Raw genomic sequence first — 19,718 nt, forward strand, 5'->3', positions numbered from 1 at the left:
CTCCCGTTCGACGTCGGTTGAGCGATACGGGAGGCGCAGCCGCACTCCCTTACCGACTGTAACAGATCGCTCGTGAGCGCGGCGACGCCGAAGGCCTATGTCTCACCCAGCAGCCCCAGGCTTGCCGCCGGGGCCTGGCGGCGCAGGCTGCGCGACAGCAGGTGGCCGATAGTGCCGATCAGCAGCGCTCCACCTAACGGCAGCACCACCCACAGCCACAGGTGCAGGCGCGGCGGCAGATCGAGCCAGAGCGCATAGATGCCGGCGCTGGCCAATTCGGCCAGCAGCGCCCCCATCAGCCCGCTGGCCAGCCCGAGAATGGCGAATTCGGCCCCCTGCACCCGCGAGATCAAGCGGTTCCCGGCACCGAACACCCGCAGCAGGCCGCTCTCGTGGGCGCGGGCCGGGCGGCTGGCGGTCAGGGCGGCATACAGCACGCTGACCCCGGCCAGTAATACCAGCAGCAGCACCAGTTCCACGGCGCGGGTCACCTGGGTGATCACCTCGCGAACCTGTGCCAGGATGGCATCCACGTTGAGCAGCGAGACCCCAGGGAATTCCTGCACCAGTCGGCGCAGGGTGTCGCCGCGGTCGCCGTCGAGATGGAAGGCGGTGATGTAGCTGTGGCCGAAGCGTTCCAGCACCTCGGGTGGGAAGATGACGAAGAAGTTGGGCCGGAAGCTGTCCCAGTCCAGGTCACGCAGGCTGGTGATCTCGCCGACCACCTCCTCGCTGCCGATGGTGAAGGTGAGCCGGTCGCCCAGCGACAGGCCGAGGCGTTCGGCCAGCCCCTGCTCGACCGAGATCGGCGCCAGAGCCGCCTCCGCCGCCACCTCGCCCACCCAACCTGGCTGCGCTTGAGCATCGACAGGCCCCTGGTCAGGCGCTGCGAACCATTGCCCCGCCACCACCCGGTTGCCTTCCGGCAGCTCGGCCTGCCAGGTCAGGTTGAGCTCGCGGCGCAGCGAGTTGTCGCCCCGCGACTCGGGCGGCACCACCTCGCGCGGGGGCTGGTCGTTGATCGCCGTCAGGCGGCCGCGCACCATCGGATAGAGCGCGGTGCGGTCATCCGCCGCGGCGTCGAGCACCGCCATGAAGTCGGTCCGCTCAGCGGGCTGGATGTTGATGGCAAAGTAGTTCGGCGTGTCGTCGGGGAGCTGGTCCTGCCAGGTGGCCAGCAGGTCGCCGCGCACCAGGGCGATCATCGCCATGGCAAAGAAGGTCACCGCGAAGGCCAGCAGCTGCCCGAGACTGGCGCTGCGGCGGCGGGCCAGCTGGCGCCCCCCCAGGCGCAGCGCCTGGTACAGCTCGCCTTGCCGGCCGCCACGCTGCGGCAGACGGGCCGCCAGGCGCAGCACCAGGCCGAGCAGTAGCGCACCGAGCCCCCACAGCACCAGCAGCATGACCAGCCCCCCCACCAGCAGCGCCGCGGCCAGCCCCGGGTCGCCGGAATAGAGCCACAGCAGGGCGCCGAACACCAGGCTGGCCACCAGTACCACCAGCCAGGCCGACGCCGGCAGCGGGTCGAGCTCGCGGCGCAGCACCTTCAGCGCACTCACCCGCTTGAGGCGCAGCAGGGTCGGCCCGGCAAACCCCACCAGCACGGCCAGCGCGGTCAGCACGCCAAGCCACAGCGGCAGCATGCCGGGCGACGGCAGGTCGAGCGGCAGGAAGGTGGCCAGCAGCGCCAGCAGCGCCGCCTGCCCCACCAGCCCCAGCAGCGCACCCAGCGCCGAGGCGGCCAGCGCCAGCCACAGCAGCTGCAGCGCGAACAGCCGCGTGAGGTCGCGCTGGGTGGCACCGAAGCAGCGCAGCAGCGCGGCGGTATCGAGGTGTCGCTCCACGTAGCGGCGGGTGGCCATGGCCACCGCCACCCCGGCCAGCAGCACCGCCGCCAGTCCGGCCAGGCTCAGGTAGCGCTCGGCACGCTCCAGCGCATTGCCGAGCTGCGGCCGGTCGAGCCGCACGTCGCGCACCTCGACGCCGTCGCGGGACAGCTCGCGCAGGCGCGGCGCCAGCGCGTCGAGTATCGCCAGGTCGCCCGCACCCAGCAGCGTGTGGCTGACCCTGGCCCCCGGCTGCACGAGATTGCTGGCCGCCAGGTCGTCGACGTGGATCATCAGCCGCGGGTTGAAGTTGCTGAAGCCGCCCTGCTGGTCGGGCTCGCGTTCGATGAAGCCAGCAACGACCAGCTCGGTCTCGCCGACCTGGATACGGTCGCCAAGTTCGGCCTCCAGCAGCAGCCCCAGGCGCGGCGCCAGCCATGCCTCACCCGGGGCCGGGCCGCGCGCCACCACGTCGCCGCCTTGGCCCAGGTCGACATGCACCCCGCCGTAGAGCGGGTAGCGGTCGTCCACCGCCTTCAAGCTCGCCGGCTGGAAGGCGCTGCCGTGGCTAACCATGGTCACCATGCCGACCTGGTCGCTCAAGATCAGCCCGGCCTCCTCCAGGGTGCGACGCAGCTCGGCATCGAAGGGGCGGCCCTGCTCGAGCACCAGGTCGCCGCCGAGCAGCTGCCCCGCCTGGCGAGTCAGGCCGCGGTCGAGCCGGTCGAGGAAGAAGCCGATCATGGTGGAGGCCGCCACGGCCAGGGCCAGGGCCACGAACAGGGCGCGCACGTCGCCGGCACGCAGGTCGCGCAGCAGGCCGCGGGTCGACAGCCGCAGCAGCTGGTGCGGCGCGGCGCCATTGGCGGAAACCGCGGTGTGGCCTGCGGTCATGCTTCCACCTCGCTGCGATCGAGCTCTACCAGCCGCCCCTCCTCGAGGCGCAGGCAGCGGTCGCAGCGGCGCGCCAGGGCATGGTCATGAGTCACCAGGATCAGCGTGGTGCCGGCTTCATGGTTGAGCTGGAACAGCAGCTCGATGATCCTGGCCCCGGTGGTACGGTCGAGATTGCCGGTGGGCTCGTCGGCGAACACCAGCTCGGCGCCGGTCACAAAGGCCCGCGCCAGCGCCACGCGCTGTTGCTCGCCGCCGGAAAGCTGCTTGGGCAGGTGGTCGAAGCGTTCGCCCAGGCCCACCCTGGCCAGCCACTCCTTGGCCCGCAGCGTGGCGTCCGGCAGCGGCGAGAGCTCGAGCGGCAGCAGCACGTTTTCCAGCGCCGTGAGGGTGGGCAGCAGCTGGAAGTTCTGAAACACGAAGCCCACCCGGCCGGCGCGCAGCCAGGCGCGGCCATCCTCGTCGAGACTACCTAGCGATTCGCCGAACAGCGCCAGCTCACCCTGGCTCGGTTCGTCGAGGCCGGCCAACAGCCCGAGCAGGGTCGACTTGCCCGCGCCGCTCTGACCGAGAATCGCCACGCTCTCGCCGGGGAACACGGAAAGGCTCAAGCCACTCAGAATGGTGAGCTGCCGTTCACCGCTGACCACCTGCTTGGCCAGGCCGGCGGCATGTAGAATCGGTGTGATCTTTCCAGCGACCGACGCGGTGCGCGTCGTGTTGTCATCTCGTGTAGAGGAGTGGGACATGGTGAAAGGCTTCCCTGTTCGTTGGCTGCAAAGCGCTTGGCTAATCGCCCTGCTATGGCTGTTGGCCGCGTCTCCGGCGCTGGCCGCGAATGCGCCGCGCATGCTGGTCATGGGCGACAGCCTGAGCGCCGCCTACGGGATCGACGCGCAGGCGGGCTGGGTCAGTCTGCTGCAAGCGCGGCTCGACGAAAAGGCAGAGGTGATCAATGCCAGCATCAGCGGCGAGACCAGCGGCGGCGGCGCCAGCCGCCTGCCCGCGCTTCTCCGACAGCACCAGCCCGACATCGTTCTGATCGAGCTGGGCGGCAACGATGGCCTGCGCGGCCTGCCGCCGCAGCAGATGGAGCGCAACCTGGCCAGCATGATCGAGGCCAGCCAGGCCAGCGGCGCCGAAGTGCTGCTGCTCGGTATCGACATCCCGCCCAACTACGGGCAAGCCTACCGCAGCGCCTTCACCGGGGTGTACACCCAGCTGGCCGAACGCTACGACGTTCCCCTGGTGCCCTTCCTGCTGGAAGGGGTGGCGCTGGAAGCAGGCATGATGCAGGCCGACGGCATCCACCCCACGGCGCAGGCACAGGCGGTGATCCTCGACAATGTCTGGCCGGCGCTCGAGCCGCTGCTGGAAGAGCACCGGGCCCAGCGGGGCGGCGCCGCTCAGGGCTGAGCGTCCGACGGGCTCCGCTGCCACTGCTGCAGGCCCAGCCCGGCGAGGATCAGCGCCAGGCCGGCCAGGGTGGAGGCGAGGATTGGCTCGCCTACCACCAGGTAGAGCAGCAGCAGCGACACCGGCGGTGAAAGGAAGATCAGGTTGGAGACCTTGGCCGTACGCGACACCCGGTGCATGGCGAGTTGCCACAGCACAAAGGCCACGCCCATCTCGAACAGGCCGACGTAGACCCCGGCGCCCAGGGCCGCCCAGCCATGCCAGGTGAAGCCGGGGCCGACCAGCATCAGCAGCGTGAGCACCGGCAGCGCCACGGCAAAGTTCTGCCACTGGGCGACCAGCGGCGGGCGGGCGTCGCGCACGTTGAGCAGCCAGTAGAGCGCCCACAGCAGGGTCGAGGCCAGCGCCATTGCCACCCCCAGCGGGTCGGCGAAGGCCACGTCGAAGACCCGCCCGCGCGTGGCGATCACCCACACCCCGGCATAGGCCACCAGCCCCGCCGCCACGTCGGTGCGGGTCAGCCGCTGGCCGAGCAGCGGCACGGCGAGAAAGGCCATGGCCAGCGCCCAGGTGTAGTTGAGCGCCATGGCCTCCTGGCCGGGCAGCCGGTCGTAGGCGCCGAACAGCACCAGGTAGTAGGCCACCGGGTTCATCAGCCCGGCCCAGGCGGCGGTGCGCCAGCCATGGCGCAGGGCGTCGCCCAGCTGGCCCTGGCGCACCACCAGCGCCCCCATCAGCAGCCAGGACACCAGCGCCGCCAGCCACATCAGCTCCAGCGGCGACATGTAGCCCAGCGCCACCTTGAAGGCGGTGGCGACGGTCGACCACAGCGCCACCGCCCCCAGGCCGAAGAGCATCGCCTGACGGTCCTGACGCACTATCTCCACACTCGTCAGCGCCGTCCTCATCGATCGATATGGCCCAGATCGCGCTCGGGGTCGAGCCGGTCGCGCACCCGCTGCTTGAGCTGCTTCACGTCGGGAAAGCCGCCGTCGCGCTTGCGCTCCCATAGCGATTCGTCGTCGTAGAAGATCTCGAAGTAGCCGCCGTGGGAGGGTGCCAGGGCCACCTCCTCCAGCGCCTCGCCGAAGGTCGACAGCAGCTCTTGGGCGTACCAGGCGCTGCGCAGCAGCCAGTTGCACTGGGTGCAGTAATGAATGCGGATACGTGACATGCCGAGCCCCTGTCGCAACAATGAAAAGCCGATGATAGCAGCCACGGAGCCGCCATGAGTGAACGCCAGATCAGCCAGTCCCGGCTGTACGAGTGGTTGACCGGCGACGACGACAGCCGCCTGTGCCAGGACATTCCCGAGGCCGCCTGCGACGAGCAGCCGCGCAACGCCCTGCTGCATGTGCTGGCGTCGCTCGGCAACAAGCTGGCCGATGAGCTTTCCAGCGCTCGCCTGGTACTGCCGTGGTTACTGGGAGTGATCGGCGCCCCGCTGTGGATGGTCGGCCTGCTGGTGCCGATCCGGGAAGCCGGCGCGCTGCTGCCGCAGCTGTTCGTGGCTGGCTTCATCCGCCTCAGACCGCAGCGCAAGTGGGCCTGGGTGGCCGGCGGGCTGCTGCAGGCCCTGGCGGCGGCGGGCCTGGCGCTGCTGGCGCTGTTCGGGCATGGCAGCGTCGGTGGCGCGCTGGTGCTGGCCACGCTGATGTCGCTCTCGCTGGCTCGCGGCATCTCCTCCATCGCCACCAAGGACGTGCTGGGCAAGACCATCGCCAAGCGCCGCCGCGGCCGCCTGATGGGCTGGAGCGGCAGCGTGGCGGGCGGCGTGACGCTGCTGGCCGGGGCGGTGCTGATGCTGTTCGACGACCGCCCCGGCGAGCTGGCCCTGGCCGCCCTGCTCGGCATCGCCGCGCTGGGCTGGTCGCTCAACGCCCTGTGCGCAGCACGCATTCGCGAGACGCCGGGCGCCGTGGAAGGCGGCGCCAGCCTCGCCGGCAGCCTGGCGCTGGGGCTGCGCCTGCTGCGCGACGACCGAGATTTTCTGCACTTCAACCTATCGCGCGCCCTGCTCATGGCCAGCGCTCTCGCCCTGCCCTACGTGGCCCTGCTCGGCCAGCAGCAGAGCGGCGCCGAACTGGGCGGGCTGGGGGTGCTGATCGTGGTCTCCGGCCTGGCCGGCATGGTGGCAAGTCCCGTCTGGGGCAAGCGCGCCGATGCCTCTAGCCGCCGGGTACTGCGCGACACGGGCCTTGGCACTGCAGCCTGCTGCCTGCTCGGCGTCGGCTTCGCCTGGCTGCCCGGCGCCTGGACTGCCACCGTATGGCCCTATGCCCTCGTCTATGCGCTGCTGGTGATCGTGCACGCCGGGGTGCGCCTGGGGCGCAAGACCTACCTGGTGGACATGGCCGGCCAGGACCGGCGGGCGCTGTACGTGGCGCTCTCCAACACCCTGACCGGGCTGCTCATGCTGGTCGTGGGCGGCGCGACCGGCCTGCTGGCACAGTTCCTCGGCACCCCCTGGCTGCTGGCCACGCTCGCGCTCATGGCGCTGGCCGCCGCCGCTAGCGCCGCCAGGCTGCGGGAAGTGCAGCAGTAGGCCTGCCAATGGCGTTGTCAAGCTGACGTGGGCTGGCCATGATATGGCATAGTGAAAAATCGTTAACGCGCCCAAGCAGGCAAACGCGCCAGCACCCGACAGGAAGGCCGTGCATGAAACGCAAACCTCTGATCAGCCCAGAACTGCTGGAGCGAATCGTCGATGCCTCCGAAGACGGCATTGTGGTCGCCGAGCAGGAGGGGGATGAAAACATCCTGATCTACGTGAACAAGGGCTTCGAAAGGCTTACCGGCTACAGCGCCGATGAGATTCTCTACCAGGACTGCCGCTTCCTGCAGAACGACGACCGCGACCAGCCCGGGCTGAACAACATCCGCCAGGCGCTGGCCGAGGGTCGCCCTTGCCGCGAGGTGCTGCGCAACTACCGCAAGGACGGCACCCTGTTCTGGAACGAGCTTTCGATCACCCCGGTCTACGACGCCGACGACAACCTGACCTACTACATCGGCGTACAGAAGGATGTCACCGAGCGCGTCGAGCTGCAGCTGAAGCTCGAGCGCCTCAGGCAGGAGCAGGGCTTCGAGTAGTGACGGCACACGCGGTGCGTCATGCTGTCGCACCCGCCGCGCCGCCGCGGACGTCCAGGCGCGGCGGGGCTGCCTGCCGCCTTGGCAACTTGAAGGTGCCGGCGCCGCAGGAGAAAGCCGCAGGAGAAAAAATCGCCCCGAGGGGTTGCACCGGCCCGACATGGACGATATATAGCCGTCAGGTGCCTTTCGGGCATCGATGGCGCTTCCCGTCCGTCGCTTCGGACAAGAAGCGGATGTGCGACATGTCGATCGCCACACGGTCGACGCCGGGCCATGGGAGGATTTCGCATGAGCCATGAACCCCTTGTCAGCGACGCTCACGAAGACGAGCAGGACTTTCTCGAAGCGGTCAACGACGACGATTATGTCCGCCCCCGGGCAACCAGCCGCGCCGACACGCTGCGTGCACGCCGCCGGGTCGAAGCCCTGCTGGAAGAGCGCCGCCTGAAGCGCGCCATCGAAGACGACTGGATGTCGCTTGGCGAGGAAGAGGAAGAGTAAGGCCTCGCACTCCCCCCTGCCACGCCGTTTCAGGGTGCCGGCCGGCACCCTGGGCCGCACTCGCCAGACCCGCCGCGGCACTGGCCTTTGTCTCCTTCGGCCACTATCATCGGGGCCACTGAAACCCTCAACTCTGTGGAATCCCATGGCGCAATACGTCTTCACCATGAATCGGGTGGGCAAGGTCGTTCCGCCCAAGAAACAGATTCTCAAGGACATCTCGCTGTCCTTTTTCCCCGGCGCCAAGATCGGCGTGCTGGGCCTCAACGGCGCCGGCAAGTCGACCCTGCTGCGGATCATGGCCGGTGTCGACAAGGAGTACGAGGGCGAAGCGCGCCCCATGCCCGGGATCAACGTCGGCTACCTGCCACAGGAGCCGCAGCTCGACGACGACAAGAACGTGCGCGAGACCGTCGAGGAGGCGCTGGGCGAGATCAAGGACGCCCAGGCCAAGCTCGATGCCGTCTATGCCGCCTATGCCGAACCGGACGCCGACTTCGATGCCCTGGCCGCCGAGCAGGCGCGCCTGGAGAACATCATCGAGGCCGCCGACGCCCACAACCTCGAGCGCAAGCTGGAAGTGGCCGCCGAGGCGCTGCGCCTGCCGCCCTGGGACGCCCGTGTCGGCCACCTCTCCGGAGGCGAGCGCCGCCGCGTGGCCCTGTGCCGGCTGCTGCTCTCCAGCCCCGACATGCTGCTGCTCGACGAGCCCACCAACCACCTGGACGCCGAATCGGTGGCCTGGCTCGAGCGCTTCCTGCACGACTACCCCGGTACCGTGGTGGCCATCACCCACGACCGCTACTTCCTCGACAACGTCGCCGGCTGGATCCTCGAGCTCGACCGCGGCCATGGCATCCCCTTCGAGGGCAACTACTCCCAGTGGCTGGAATCGAAGGAGAAGCGTCTGGAGCAGGAGGCCAAGCAGGAAGCCTCGCGCCAGAAGGCGATCAAGCACGAGCTGGAGTGGGTGCGCAGCAACGCCAAGGGCCGCCAGGCCAAGAGCAAGGCGCGCCTCAACCGCTTCGAGGAGATGCAGTCCGGCGACTTCCAGAAGCGCAACGAGACCAACGAGATCTACATTCCGCCCGGCCCGCGCCTGGGCGACAAGGTCATCGAGTTCCATGGCGTGTCCAAGCGCTTCGAGGACAAGCTGCTTTATGAGGATCTCTCCTTCACCGTGCCCAAGGGCGCCATCGTCGGCATCATTGGCGGCAACGGCGCCGGCAAGTCGACGCTGTTCAAGCTGATCACCGGCAAGGAGCAGCCCGACAGCGGCGAGGTGGTGATCGGCGACACCGTCGACATCGCCTACGTCGAGCAGCTGCGCGATGCGCTGGAAGACAAGCACACGGTGTGGCAAGCGGTCTCCGACGGCCAGGACATCCTCAACATCAATGGCTACGAGGTCTCCTCACGCGCCTACGTCGGTCGCTTCAACTTCAAGGGCAACGACCAGCAGAAGTTCCTCAAGGACCTCTCCGGCGGCGAGCGCGGCCGCCTGCAGCTGGCCCAGACCCTGAAGCAGGGCGCCAACGTGCTGCTGCTCGACGAACCGTCCAACGATCTCGACATCGAGACCCTGCGCGCACTGGAAGAGGCGCTGCTCGCCTTCCCCGGCTGCGCTCTGGTGATCTCCCACGATCGCTGGTTCCTCGACCGCATCGCCACCCATATCCTGGCGTTCGAGGGCGACTCCCACGTGGAATTCTTCGAGGGCAACTATACCGACTACGAAGCGGATCACCGCAAGCGGGTCGGTAACGACACCCCGCACCGCATGAAGTACAAGCGCATCGACGCGTAGGAGGTCACTCGACTCGCCTGACCACAAGCCCCGCCTTTTCACCGGCGGGGCTTTTTGGTTCTATCGAACCATGCCTCATCGCTGAAAAGGATTTCCGATGATTACCGCACTCTTCTACCCCATCAAGCTGGCCAAGTCGTACCGGCAAAGCATCGCTTACATTCCCAGCCTGCTGGCACTGGGATACTTCCTGGTGGGACTGGCAGCCGTGGTGCCGGAGGATGGTCTGTTTCCCCTGCCGGTCGAACTCGAATTTGCTCACTTCACCGACACCGAGACGCGACGCACGCTGTTGTCCACCTTGATTACCGGCATGGTCTCGTTGATGGTCTTCAGCTTCTCGATGGTGATGTCGGTGCTCTCCCAGGCCGGCGGCAACTTTTCCCACAAGCTCGTCTTCGGATTGGTGACCAAGCGGCACCATCAATGGGTGCTTGGGCACTATCTCGGCACCATCCTGTATGTACTGATGCTGCTGATGATGCCCGGCAGCGAGGATTCGCCAGGCCTGTGGCGCTCCTTGCATGCCTACCTGGCGGCAGTGATGGTCATGCACTGCCTTGCGCTGTTCGTCTATTTCATCCACAAGGCGTCGCAGTCCGTGCAGGTCAACTCGGTGGCCGCCAGCCTGCACCAGGCCACCAGCCATGCGCTGCACCATCTGCAAGCCCGCCAGCAAGCCGCACGGTATACGCATTTACCCCAGCCCCCGTCCCTTTCCGTCAGGCACCAGGTCATCGCATCGAACCAGACGGGCACGATCCAGCGAGCCGACGTCGAAAAGCTGGCGGAACTGGCCTGCCACAAGGATGCCGTCATCCATTTCAACGTCGCCATTGGCGACTTCGTGCTGGAGGGCTACCCCTTGCTGCATGTCGAAGCACCCCACCAGTTGGACGACACCTGGACCCAGGAAGTGCTCGCGCAGATCGTCCACGGCCAAGCCGAGTCGATCAGCGACTCGCATGTGCACGGGTTGACCCAGCTGATGGAAATTGCGGTGAAGGCGCTCTCACCGGGGGTAAACGATCCCGGCACGGCGCAGCTGTGCATCAACCAGCTGACGGACCTGTTGCGCCAGCGGCTTGGCGTCACGCCTTGCAATGCCCTGCTCGACGAGCAGAACAGCGTGAGAGTCATCTGGCCGACGGAGGAGTTTTCCGCCCTGCTCTACCGCCTTTTCACGCCCATGATTCACTACGGCAAGCGCGACCTGTCGATCGGACTGAGCCTGCTCGAAGCGCTCAAGAAGCTTTCGCTCTTTGCCGGCATCACACAGCGGGAAAGCATTCAGCAACAGGCCGAACGAGTGATCGAGATGCTGAACCAGGCGGCCCAGCATCATCTCGATAGGGAATACATCAATGGAAAGCTCAATGGCGGCGAGCACAGGCTGCGACTGCCAGCCTCGCTACCCACCGCCCCCTGTCATGGCGCCTGACTCAGGCGCTATGGTTTTCCCCGCCCCGTGATCAGCGAAACGATGAAGAGCACGATGAACAGGAAGAACAGGATCTGAGCAATGGTGGTTGCCGCACCCGCGATGCCGGTGAACCCCAGCACGCCAGCGATGATGGCGATGATCAGAAACAGCATGGCATTACCGAGCATAACAGACCTCCTTGACTGTCATGACGCGAAGCGTCGGAACTCCTTCTCTGGTAATGACAAGCGTTGCGTGAACCCAACGAACCGTCAAGTTACCGCCCGTGACCGCTTGTATCCACAGCACCGCCAGGCGCCCTTCCGTAGGGGTCGGGCTCGCCTTCCGGGCGAGTCTTGAAGCGGCGGTGTAGCCACATGTACTGCTCCGGGTGCTTGCGGATGGCGCGCTCGATGAAGGCGTTTACCTGGGTCGCATCGCTCACCTCGTCCTTGCTGGGGAAATTCTCCAGCGCCGGGTGGCACTCGATGGTGTAGGTGCGATCGTCAGGGTTGCGATGGAACATCAAGGGCACCACCGGCGCCCCGGTCATGCGAGCGATTTTGGCGGTGAGGCGGATGGTCGCTGCCTCGACGCCGAACAGCGGCGCAAACACGCTCACGTCACGGCCAAAGTCCTGGTCGGGCGAATACCAGACGATATGCCCCGCCTTGATCCGGCGCACCACGCCGCGCAGGTCGTGGCGGTCGATGGCTTCGCCGAAGATGCGGCTGCGCGAGCGGGTCATGAAGCGGTCGAACAGCGGGTTGTTGTGGGGACGATAGACCACGTCGGAGGGGAAGTAGAGCGAGTGCAGCGCCCCGCCCAGGTCCAGCGTGGAGAAGTGGATGCCCACCACCAGCACGCCCTTGCCCTGCGCGTAGGCATGCTCGAGATGATGGCGCCCCTTGTAGGTGACGCGATGGCGTAGGTGACGCGGGTCGCGGCACCAGCCGGTGGCGGTTTCCAGGATGCCGATGCCGTTGGCCTTGAAGGTCTCGCGCACCAGCCGCTCGCGCTCGCGCTCGCCAAGCTCCGGGAAGCACAGCTGCAGGTTGGTGTCGACAATGTGCCGCCGGCGCGGCACAACGCGCCAGGCCAGCAGCCCCAGGCCGCGGCCTAGCGTCAGCTTGAGCCGCCACGGCAGCCAGGCCCCGACCCGCATGGCCCCGATGGCAAGCCAGGCGGGCCAGAATCGGGGATGGGCGAAGGAAGCGGGCCAGTTGCGCTTGGACATGCGATTTCCTGTTCGATTCAAGTACGTGGCGGAGGCTGTCAGGACTGGCGGTAGCGTCTCGGCACCCGCGGCAGTACGCCCGTCAGCAGGGTGTAGCTGATGGTGTCGCAGCAGCGCGCCACCTCGTCCACCGACAACACCGCCCCGCCCGTCGCACGGCCCCACAGCACCACCTCGGTCCCGATGCGGGCCTCGGGCAGGTCGGTGAGATCGACCATCAGCATGTCCATCGAGACCTTGCCGGTGATCACGCTGCGCTGCCCGCCCACCAGCACCGGCGTGCCGTCCACGGCATGGCGGTCGTAGCCGTCACCGTAGCCGCAGGCCACCACGCCGATGCGCGAGGGGCGCGGGGCTCGCCAGCGCCCGCCATACCCCACCGGCTCGCCTTCGGCCAGCTCGCGGGTGGCGATGATCTCGGAGCGCAGCGTCATCACCGGCGCCAGGCGCCGACTGGCCTCGTTCGGCACCTCCAGCGGGTCGCTGCCGTAGAGCATCACGCCGGGACGCACCCAGGCGCCATGGGCGCCCGGCCGTGCCAGCGTGGCCGGGGAGTTGGCCAGGCACAGCGGCGCGCCGAGCCGCTGCGAAAGCGAAATCATGCTCTCGAACTGATGCTGGAAGTAGGCCGTATCGGCCGCATCGGCGGTGGCGAAGTGGCTCATCAGGTGCAGATCGGAGGCGTGCTGCGGTGCCGCCTGCAGCCGCTCCCAGACATCGGCGGCCTCGTGCAGCGGGAAGCCCAACCGGTGCATGCCCGAATCGACCTTGAGCCAGACCGGGATCGGCTTGGCCGGGCGATAGCTGAGCAGCGCCTGGACCTGCCATTCGCTGTGCACCGCCAGCCACAGCCCCAGCGCCTCGACGCGAGCCAGCTCCGTGGCCTCGAAGATCCCTTCGAGCAACACGATGGGCGTCTGGATCCCGCCTTCGCGAAGCGCCTCGGCCTCCTCGATGCTGGCTACCGCGAAGGCCGGCGGACGCTCATGCTCGGGCAGCCCTTCCAGCGCCCGGGCGCACGCCACGGCGCCGTGGCCGTAAGCATCGGCCTTGAGCACCGCCAGCGCCTGACTGTTCGGGGCAAGCGAGCGGGCCAGGCAGTAGTTGTGACGCAGCGCGTCGAGATCGATCACAGCGACCAGGGGCCTGGCCATGGAGCTCCTCCGCATTGGCGAACGGCGGCGGCAGCCTGCCGCCGCATGACGTTATGAAATGACAACCGCAGCGCCGCACGAGCCGGTAGCACCTGTGGGTTGTCCACACGCAGAAAACCACCGGGTTGCGGTGGTTTTCTTGGGCCCGGTGACGCTGGCCGGCACCACCGTCAGGAGGGCGCCTGGGGCCGCAGGCCGATGTTCATCACGGCGTCGCTCGGCGCATCCGGCAGCTCCAGGGAGACCGCCTCACGCTCCGAGAGCCAGGCATTGACCGCCTGAATCGAGTCCGGCCCCAGCAGCCCCGCCTGCAGCTGCAACTCAAGCAGGCTGAGAACATAGTCGTAGCGCGCCTCGGCGTGATTGGCGATGGCGTTGAACAGGTTCTGCTCGGCGTTGAGCACATCGACGATGTTGCGCGTGCCGACCTCGTAGCCAGAGCGAGTAGCTTCCAGCGCGCTCTGGTTGGAGACGATGGCCTGCCGACGCGCCTCGACGGTCTCGACGTTGTTGTTGACCAAGGTGAACAAGGAGCGAACCTGCTGCACGGTATTGCGCCGCTGGGCCTCGAAGTCGTACTGGCTGACCTCCAGCGCAAAGCCGCTCTGGCGAATCTGCGCCTGGGTCGTGCCGCCAGTGTAGAGCGGCACGCTGGCACGCAGCCCGACCTGGCTCTCCGACTGGTAGTCGGCACCGGTACGGTCGCTGTCGGCCCAGCCGTAGCTGGCGAAGGCGGCCACCACCGGGCGCTGCCCTGCCCGCGCCACGTCGACGGTGCTGCGCGCCACCTCGATGCCGGCTTCGGCCATTTGCACCATGGGGCTGTTGGTCATGGCCAGCGCCACCCACTGCTCGCGGTCGGCGGGCTCAGGGCCGGTGATGGGCACATCCTCCTGCAGCGCGTCGATGCTGTCGTAGCGATGCCCGGTGAGGCGCTCCAGGGTCTCGAAGCTGACCTGCATGGCCCCTTCCGCGGCGATGCGTTGGGCGCGCGCCAGGTCGAACGAGGCCTGGGCCTCGTGCACGTCGGTGATGGCGATCAGGCCGACCTCGAAGCGCTCGCGGGCCTGCTCCAGCTGGCGGCTGATGGCGGTTTCCTGGGCGCGGCGGGCGCTGAGGATGTCGTGTGCGCGCAGGATCTCGAAGTAGGCATTGGCCACCTGGTACAGCAGGTTCTGGGTGGCGGCGTCCAGCGCCAGGGCGTCGCGGACGATCTCACGCTCGGCCTGCTCCAGTTGGGCACGACGCGCAGGGTTGTAGAGCGCCTGCTCGGCGTCCAGGCTCAGGCCGATGGTATTGACCGTATCGTCGTCCGGCTGCCCTGATAGATTTCGACCTGCTGGTGTCCCAGAGTTGTAGACGCGTGAGTGTGCGGCATTGCCCCCCACGGAGACCTGCGGCAACAGCGTACCGCGCTGGATGTCGCGCCCGGCCTCGGTGACCTGGAAGCCGGCACGCGCGGCAGCGAGGTCGGCGTCGTTCGCCAGGGCGTCTTGGGTGATGGTCCAGAGATCGGCGGCCTGGGCGTTGCCGGCCATGGCCAGGCCGACGACGACCGCCAGAGCGCGGCGCGCAAGGCGCCGAGTTGTTGGTGAGCGATGCATCGATCGTTTCCCTTTTCATCCCTGCATTATGAGGACGCTAATGATAACGCATCAGCATGCAGAAAATATGCAGCCGCACCAGCGAGGTGGGCTGCATATTTGACTACGGGGCTCACTCGTTGAAGATGTTTTCCATCGACAGCCCCTGCTTTTCCAGTACCCGGCGCAGTTTCTTGAGCGCCTCGACCTGGATCTGGCGCACCCGCTCGCGGGTCAAGCCGATCTCGTCGCCCACCTCTTCCAGCGTAGCCGCCTCATGGCCGCGCAGGCCGAAGCGACGCACCACGACCTCCATCTGCTTGTCGGTCAGCTCCGCCAGCCATTCGTCGACATGCTGTTTGACGTCGATATCGACCAGCGACGACTCCGGGCCCTGCTCGTTGTCGTCGGCCAGGGTCTCGATCAGCGGCTTGTCGCTCTCGCCACCCATCGGGTAGTCCACCGAGGAGACACGCTCGTTGAGCCCCATCATCTTCTTCACCGACTCGACCGGCTTGTCGAGATAGTCGGCGATCTCCTCCGCGGTCGCCTCGTGGTCGAGCTTCTGGGTCAGCTCGCGCGCGGCGCGCAGGTAGATGTTGAGCTCCTTGACCACATGGATCGGCAGGCGGATCGTGCGGGTCTGGTTCATCAGCGCCCGCTCGATGGTCTGGCGAATCCACCAGGTGGCGTAGGTGGAGAAACGGAAGCCGCGCTCGGGGTCGAACTTCTCGACCGCCCGGATCAGGCCGAGGTTGCCCTCCTCGATCAGGTCAAGCAGCGTCAATCCGCGGTTGAGGTAGCGCCGGGCGATCTTCACCACCAGGCGCAGGTTGGACTCGATCATGCGCGCACGCCCCGCCGGATCGCCCTTCTGGGCGAGGCGGCCGTAGTAGACCTCCTCTTCCGGTGTCAACAGCGGCGAGAAACCTATCTCGTTGAGATAGATCTGCGTGGCATCCAGGCTGTGGTGGTAGTGCTTGTCCTCGCGGCTCAGCGCCTTTTCGAACGCATCGTCGTCGTCGCTATCCGACGTCTCCGGGTCATCACCGAGCTCCTGGTCAACCCCTGCGACTTCCTCGAGATCCACATCCTGAAGGTCCCGTTCAAGCATGCTCATCGGTTGCTACCCCGTTTTCGTCCTTAGGTGTCGGTCAACACCTGGCATCGTCATTCAGCACGCACTGTGATTATTGTTATGGCTCTGCTGGCGCCCCGACGGGACGCCAACGACCACCATGACGCCCCGGGGGGAGCCGCCTGCGCTCAGCGCTGCGGCAGGTATTTAAGGGGGTCTTGAGGCTGGCCATCCTTGCGCACCTCGAAATGCAGCCTGGGGCTTTCGGCGTCGCTGTCGCCCATGGTGGCGATCACTTCACCGGCCTCGACCACATCGTTCTCGGTTACCCGAAGCGTATCGTTGTGGGCATAGGCGCTCAGGTACTGATCGTTATGCTTGAGCAGGATGAGGTTGCCATACCCTCTCACCCCGCTGCCGGCATAGACCACGATACCAGGTCCGGCTGCTCTGACAGGTTGCCCCTTTTGCCCGGCGATATCAATGCCGGCGGTGATACTACCGCCTTCGCCGAAGCGGCCGATCAGCTGCCCCTCGGTCGGCCACTGCCAGGGCACCTCGGCCACCGGCGTATAGGTGCGCCCTGAACGCTCGGGCTGACGCGGCGGCTCGCCCGCCACCTGGGTGCCGGCATCGGGCGCGGGGGCCGCCGCCGGCTGCGGCGCGGGCTCGGGTTCCGGCTCGGGGGCGGCGGCCACCGCCAGCGCGGGCTCCTCCCTGACCTCGGCGGGACGCTCGGGCTCGGGTTGGCGCATCGGCTCGGGCTCAGGCTGGCGAACCGGCTCCAGGTCGCGCTCGGGCGGCCGCTCGGCGGCGGCCACCTGCTCGGCGCTGGCCAGCGCCGCCTGGGAGGGCGCAGCCGCCCCCGCGTCCAGGGGCTCGGCGGTGAGGCGGCGATTGCGCTCGATGGCGCTCTCGTCCGGCATCAGCCAGTCGCTGCCGCCGGTAGCCTGAGGCTGCGCCGAGGGGCCGCCCAGGGCGATCGCCGTGGCTACCTGGCTGTCGCCCAGCGGCTGCTGGGCAACCTGGCGCGGCGGCTCGCCCGCGCCTTCGCCCAGGCGCAGCTGCTGCCCAGGCTGGATACGGTACGGCGGGCCGATCTGGTTGAGCCGCGCCAGGTCGCGGAAGTCCATGTCATGGCGCCAGGCGATCCCGTAGAGGGTATCGCCGGCGGCAACCGTATAGTGGCTGGCCGGTGTGCGTTCACGACTGGCGGAAAGGTCACGCACCTGCGGCGCGTGGTACTCCTGAGGAGCGACACACCCGGCCATGGCCAAGGCAATGGCAGAAACCAGTAACACCTTACGCATTGGAGCCATCCTCCTTGTCAGGAGCCGATTGAGAGGGGTTGTTCACGCTGCCGCTCGTGCTGCGCTGTTGAAAGCGACCCAGCCCCAGCACCAGGGCGGCACCCAGCAGCATGGTGAGCGCCACCGGCACCATCAGCCCGGGTTCGCCGGTCAGGTTGGCGTAGTCGTCGGGGGTCAGGTAGCGATAGTTGAGCGGAATCATCTGGCCTTCGGGGCCAAGCTGGTAGCGCACCAGCTCGCGCCACGGCCACAGCACCGGCAGCGAACCGACGATGAAACCGATCAGCAGCTGCAGCGTGGCCGTATGGTAGTGGCGCAGCAGCCACGACAGCAGGCGCGAGAAGCCGAACAGGCCGATCAGGCAGCCCACCGCGAAGGTGCTGAGCAGCGCCACGTCGAAGCTGCGGATGCCCTGCATGACGGTGCCGTAGAGGCCCATCGACAGCAGCAGGAAGCTACCCGACACCCCCGGCAGCAGCAGTGCGCTGATGGCGATGGCGCCGGCTACGATCAGCGTCAGCGAAGGGTTGCCGAGCAGCGTGATCATCGGCATCAGCGAAGGCAGGCCGTGGGCCAGCAGCAGGCCGAGCAGCAGCGGTACCACGTGCCACAGCTTCCAGTCGGACGGGTGGCGACTCACCACCAGCGCCGAGGCCGCCACCAGGCCGAAGAAGAAGCCGTTGAGCAGCAGCGGGTGGTCGTCCATCAGCCACACCACCAGGTGCGCCACGCTGATCAGGCTGGCGGCAATACCCAACAGCAGCGGAATGGCGAAGGCCAGGTTGAGGTGCGTGATCAGCAGCGGTATGCCGCCGCGCCGCCAGGCGACGAAGGCGCTGGGGCCGAACTGCTTGATGGTATGAATCAGCTCTTCATAGATCCCTGTGATGAAGGCAATGGTGCCACCGGAAACTCCCGGTACGGCGTCTGCCGCCCCCATCCCGGCTCCCTTCAGGAAAACACTGAGTTGGCGCTTCAACGAATCACTCCTTGCAGCAGCGGCACGAAGCGTACGCGCTCCAGCCGCTGCACCTTGTATTGGTTGCCCACACGACGCACCCGGGTCAGCCACTGCTCCCCTTCGGCATCGGCCAGCGGAAGAATCATCACCCCACCCTCGCCGAGCTGTGACACCAGCGCCGCGGGCAGCTCATGGGCACAGGCGGTAAGCAGGACAACATCGAACGGCGCCGCCTCGGGCCAGCCATGCCCACCGTCGGCCAGTCGCAGGCGCACGTTGTGGATCTGCAGCAGGCGCAGCCGCGCCTGGGCGCGGTGATGCAGGGCATTGATCCGCTCCAGCGACCAGAGTTCCGGCACCAGCCGCGCCAGGATCAGCGTCTGGTAGCCGGAACCGGTGCCGATCTCCAGCACGCGCTCGGGCGCTTCGCTGAGCACCAGCTCGGTCATGCGTGCCACCATCCACGGCTGCGACAGGGTCTGGCCGTGGCCGATGGGCAGCGCGGTGTCCTCGTAGGCACGGTGCGCCAAGGCTTCGTCGAGGAACAGGTGGCGCGGCTCGCTGGCCATGACGCTCAGTACCCGTTCGTCGGCGATGCCCTGGTCGGCGAGCCGTGCCACCATGCGGTCACGGGTGCGCTGGGAGGTCATGCCCACGCCGCGCAGCAGCTCGGGAAGTCGTTCAGGTAAATGCATCCAGCCAGCCTTGCACATCCGCGATGGCCGCATGCCGAGTCAGGTCGGTCTGCAGCGGCGTGATCGATACATAGCCCGCCTCGACGGCGGCAAAGTCGGTGTCGGGCCCATCATCGGCGTTCTGTCCGGCAGCTGCAATCCAGTAGCGCAGGCGGCCGCGCGGGTCGCGCACTTCCATCGGTCGTTCGGCCGGACCGCGGTAGCCCATGCGCGTCACGCGGAAGCCCTGGATCGCCTCCCACGGCAGGTCCGGCACGTTGACGTTGAGCAGGCTGCGCGGCGGCAGCGACAGCTGGTCGGCCGCCCCCACCAGGGTCGCCGCCACGCGCCCGGCGGTATCGAAGTGGCGCGAACCCACCAGCGACATGGCGATGGCCGGCATGCCGAGGTTGCGCCCCTCCATGGCGGCTGCCACCGTGCCGGAATAGAGCACGTCGTCACCCAGGTTGCCGCCGTGGTTGATGCCCGAGATCACCAGGTCGGGGCGCTCGTCCCACACTCCGTTGACGCCGAGGTAGACGCAGTCGGCGGGCGTGCCGTCGACGCAGTGAAAGCCGTTGTCCAGCGCCGTCAGCGACAGCGGCCGGTTCAGGGTCAGCGAATTGCTCGCCCCGCTGCGGTCGCGGTCGGGGGCCACCACGCGCAGCCGGGCGTGAGCCACCAGCGCATCGTGAAGGGCGCGAAGCCCCGGGGCATGCACCCCGTCGTCGTTCGAAAGCAAGAGTCTGCGCATCACG

General features: G+C 67.5%; 19 protein-coding genes. 6 read left to right on the forward strand and 13 right to left on the reverse strand.

Annotated features, from left to right (window positions below):
* Positions 1–95: 95 nt before the first annotated feature.
* Both ACT7B3_RS13150 and ACT7B3_RS13155 read right to left on the reverse strand, forming a co-directional pair.
* Positions 96–2,720, reverse strand: a complete 2,625-nt coding sequence (locus ACT7B3_RS13150; RefSeq protein WP_445158235.1) for an ABC transporter permease — start codon at positions 2,718–2,720, stop codon at positions 96–98.
* Positions 2,717–3,469: an ABC transporter ATP-binding protein gene (locus ACT7B3_RS13155; RefSeq protein ID WP_445158236.1), complete on the reverse strand. Its 753-nt coding sequence runs from the start codon at positions 3,467–3,469 to the stop codon at positions 2,717–2,719. The genes ACT7B3_RS13150 and ACT7B3_RS13155 overlap by 4 nt, the downstream gene beginning before the upstream one ends.
* Here ACT7B3_RS13155 and ACT7B3_RS13160 point away from each other — a divergent pair.
* Entirely contained in the window at positions 3,468–4,136 is a 669-nt protein-coding gene (locus ACT7B3_RS13160; RefSeq protein WP_444677045.1) for an arylesterase, read from the forward strand. The genes ACT7B3_RS13155 and ACT7B3_RS13160 overlap by 2 nt on opposite strands.
* On the opposite strand, the gene ACT7B3_RS13165 is transcribed toward ACT7B3_RS13160, so the two are convergent.
* Entirely contained in the window at positions 4,127–5,014 is an 888-nt protein-coding gene (locus ACT7B3_RS13165; protein WP_445158237.1) for a DMT family transporter, read from the reverse strand. The genes ACT7B3_RS13160 and ACT7B3_RS13165 overlap by 10 nt on opposite strands.
* Positions 5,015–5,040: 26 nt before the next feature.
* Complete coding sequence (locus tag ACT7B3_RS13170; RefSeq protein WP_444677043.1) at positions 5,041–5,310, reverse strand: SelT/SelW/SelH family protein; 270 nt, start codon at positions 5,308–5,310, stop codon at positions 5,041–5,043.
* Between the two features lie 54 nt (positions 5,311–5,364).
* Between ACT7B3_RS13170 and ACT7B3_RS13175 the strand changes: the two genes are divergently transcribed.
* The 5 genes from ACT7B3_RS13175 (at position 5,365) to ACT7B3_RS13195 (ending at position 10,981) form a co-directional block, all read left to right on the forward strand.
* Positions 5,365–6,681, forward strand: a complete 1,317-nt coding sequence (locus tag ACT7B3_RS13175) for an MFS transporter (RefSeq protein ID WP_444677042.1) — start codon at positions 5,365–5,367, stop codon at positions 6,679–6,681.
* Positions 6,682–6,794: 113 nt separating this feature from the next.
* A complete protein-coding gene (locus ACT7B3_RS13180; protein ID WP_444677041.1) occupies positions 6,795–7,229 on the forward strand; it encodes a PAS domain-containing protein in 435 nt (144 codons plus the stop codon).
* A 291-nt stretch (positions 7,230–7,520) separates the two neighbouring features.
* The gene (locus ACT7B3_RS13185; protein ID WP_444677040.1) at positions 7,521–7,733 is read left to right on the forward strand and encodes a PA3496 family putative envelope integrity protein; all 213 of its coding nucleotides are present in this window, start codon (positions 7,521–7,523) and stop codon (positions 7,731–7,733) included.
* 145 nt (positions 7,734–7,878) lie between these two features.
* Positions 7,879–9,540, forward strand: a complete 1,662-nt coding sequence (gene ettA / locus ACT7B3_RS13190; RefSeq protein ID WP_445158238.1) for an energy-dependent translational throttle protein EttA — start codon at positions 7,879–7,881, stop codon at positions 9,538–9,540.
* A 97-nt stretch (positions 9,541–9,637) separates the two neighbouring features.
* Positions 9,638–10,981 (forward strand): DUF2254 domain-containing protein, encoded by a 1,344-nt coding sequence (locus ACT7B3_RS13195; protein WP_445158239.1) that lies wholly within the window; start codon positions 9,638–9,640, stop codon positions 10,979–10,981.
* Positions 10,982–10,989: 8 nt separating this feature from the next.
* On the opposite strand, the gene ACT7B3_RS13200 is transcribed toward ACT7B3_RS13195, so the two are convergent.
* From ACT7B3_RS13200 to surE, 9 genes are all read right to left on the reverse strand, one after another.
* Positions 10,990–11,151, reverse strand: coding sequence for a DUF1328 domain-containing protein (locus tag ACT7B3_RS13200; RefSeq protein WP_444677038.1), 162 nt, complete (start codon positions 11,149–11,151; stop codon positions 10,990–10,992).
* An 89-nt stretch (positions 11,152–11,240) separates the two neighbouring features.
* Entirely contained in the window at positions 11,241–12,200 is a 960-nt protein-coding gene (gene lpxL, locus ACT7B3_RS13205; protein WP_445158240.1) for an LpxL/LpxP family Kdo(2)-lipid IV(A) lauroyl/palmitoleoyl acyltransferase, read from the reverse strand.
* Between the two features lie 38 nt (positions 12,201–12,238).
* A complete protein-coding gene (gene alr, locus ACT7B3_RS13210) occupies positions 12,239–13,354 on the reverse strand; it encodes an alanine racemase (RefSeq protein ID WP_445158241.1) in 1,116 nt (371 codons plus the stop codon).
* A 170-nt stretch (positions 13,355–13,524) separates the two neighbouring features.
* Positions 13,525–14,958 (reverse strand): TolC family outer membrane protein, encoded by a 1,434-nt coding sequence (locus tag ACT7B3_RS13215; RefSeq protein WP_445158242.1) that lies wholly within the window; start codon positions 14,956–14,958, stop codon positions 13,525–13,527.
* Positions 14,959–15,070: 112 nt separating this feature from the next.
* Complete coding sequence (gene rpoS / locus ACT7B3_RS13220) at positions 15,071–16,057, reverse strand: RNA polymerase sigma factor RpoS (protein WP_445158243.1); 987 nt, start codon at positions 16,055–16,057, stop codon at positions 15,071–15,073.
* Between the two features lie 146 nt (positions 16,058–16,203).
* A complete protein-coding gene (locus tag ACT7B3_RS13225; protein WP_445158244.1) occupies positions 16,204–17,325 on the reverse strand; it encodes a peptidoglycan DD-metalloendopeptidase family protein in 1,122 nt (373 codons plus the stop codon).
* Positions 17,318–18,304: a DUF368 domain-containing protein gene (locus tag ACT7B3_RS13230; protein WP_444677034.1), complete on the reverse strand. Its 987-nt coding sequence runs from the start codon at positions 18,302–18,304 to the stop codon at positions 17,318–17,320. Before ACT7B3_RS13230 ends, ACT7B3_RS13225 begins: the two co-directional genes overlap by 8 nt.
* A complete protein-coding gene (locus tag ACT7B3_RS13235) occupies positions 18,301–18,981 on the reverse strand; it encodes a protein-L-isoaspartate(D-aspartate) O-methyltransferase (RefSeq protein ID WP_445158245.1) in 681 nt (226 codons plus the stop codon). The genes ACT7B3_RS13230 and ACT7B3_RS13235 overlap by 4 nt, the downstream gene beginning before the upstream one ends.
* Entirely contained in the window at positions 18,968–19,714 is a 747-nt protein-coding gene (gene surE, locus ACT7B3_RS13240; protein WP_445158246.1) for a 5'/3'-nucleotidase SurE, read from the reverse strand. The genes ACT7B3_RS13235 and surE overlap by 14 nt, the downstream gene beginning before the upstream one ends.
* Between the last annotated feature and the right edge of the window lie 4 nt (positions 19,715–19,718).

The organism is Halomonas sp. E14, assembly GCF_052568415.1.

Excerpts from the sequence above, each read along its gene's own strand:
- ACT7B3_RS13150 (WP_445158235.1), bottom strand. The coding sequence starts at position 2,720 with ATGACCGCAGGCCACACCGCGGTTTCCGCCAATGGCGCCGCGCCGCAC.
- ACT7B3_RS13160 (WP_444677045.1), top strand. The coding sequence starts at position 3,468 with ATGGTGAAAGGCTTCCCTGTTCGTTGGCTGCAAAGCGCTTGGCTAATC.
- ACT7B3_RS13155 (WP_445158236.1), bottom strand. The coding sequence starts at position 3,469 with ATGTCCCACTCCTCTACACGAGATGACAACACGACGCGCACCGCGTCG.
- ACT7B3_RS13170 (WP_444677043.1), bottom strand. The coding sequence starts at position 5,310 with ATGTCACGTATCCGCATTCATTACTGCACCCAGTGCAACTGGCTGCTG.
- ACT7B3_RS13175 (WP_444677042.1), top strand. The coding sequence starts at position 5,365 with ATGAGTGAACGCCAGATCAGCCAGTCCCGGCTGTACGAGTGGTTGACC.
- ACT7B3_RS13180 (WP_444677041.1), top strand. The coding sequence starts at position 6,795 with ATGAAACGCAAACCTCTGATCAGCCCAGAACTGCTGGAGCGAATCGTC.
- ACT7B3_RS13185 (WP_444677040.1), top strand. The coding sequence starts at position 7,521 with ATGAGCCATGAACCCCTTGTCAGCGACGCTCACGAAGACGAGCAGGAC.
- ettA (WP_445158238.1), top strand. The coding sequence starts at position 7,879 with ATGGCGCAATACGTCTTCACCATGAATCGGGTGGGCAAGGTCGTTCCG.
- ACT7B3_RS13195 (WP_445158239.1), top strand. The coding sequence starts at position 9,638 with ATGATTACCGCACTCTTCTACCCCATCAAGCTGGCCAAGTCGTACCGG.
- ACT7B3_RS13200 (WP_444677038.1), bottom strand. The coding sequence starts at position 11,151 with ATGCTCGGTAATGCCATGCTGTTTCTGATCATCGCCATCATCGCTGGC.
- lpxL (WP_445158240.1), bottom strand. The coding sequence starts at position 12,200 with ATGTCCAAGCGCAACTGGCCCGCTTCCTTCGCCCATCCCCGATTCTGG.
- alr (WP_445158241.1), bottom strand. The coding sequence starts at position 13,354 with ATGGCCAGGCCCCTGGTCGCTGTGATCGATCTCGACGCGCTGCGTCAC.
- ACT7B3_RS13215 (WP_445158242.1), bottom strand. The coding sequence starts at position 14,958 with ATGCATCGCTCACCAACAACTCGGCGCCTTGCGCGCCGCGCTCTGGCG.
- rpoS (WP_445158243.1), bottom strand. The coding sequence starts at position 16,057 with ATGAGCATGCTTGAACGGGACCTTCAGGATGTGGATCTCGAGGAAGTC.
- ACT7B3_RS13225 (WP_445158244.1), bottom strand. The coding sequence starts at position 17,325 with ATGCGTAAGGTGTTACTGGTTTCTGCCATTGCCTTGGCCATGGCCGGG.
- ACT7B3_RS13235 (WP_445158245.1), bottom strand. The coding sequence starts at position 18,981 with ATGCATTTACCTGAACGACTTCCCGAGCTGCTGCGCGGCGTGGGCATG.
- surE (WP_445158246.1), bottom strand. The coding sequence starts at position 19,714 with ATGCGCAGACTCTTGCTTTCGAACGACGACGGGGTGCATGCCCCGGGG.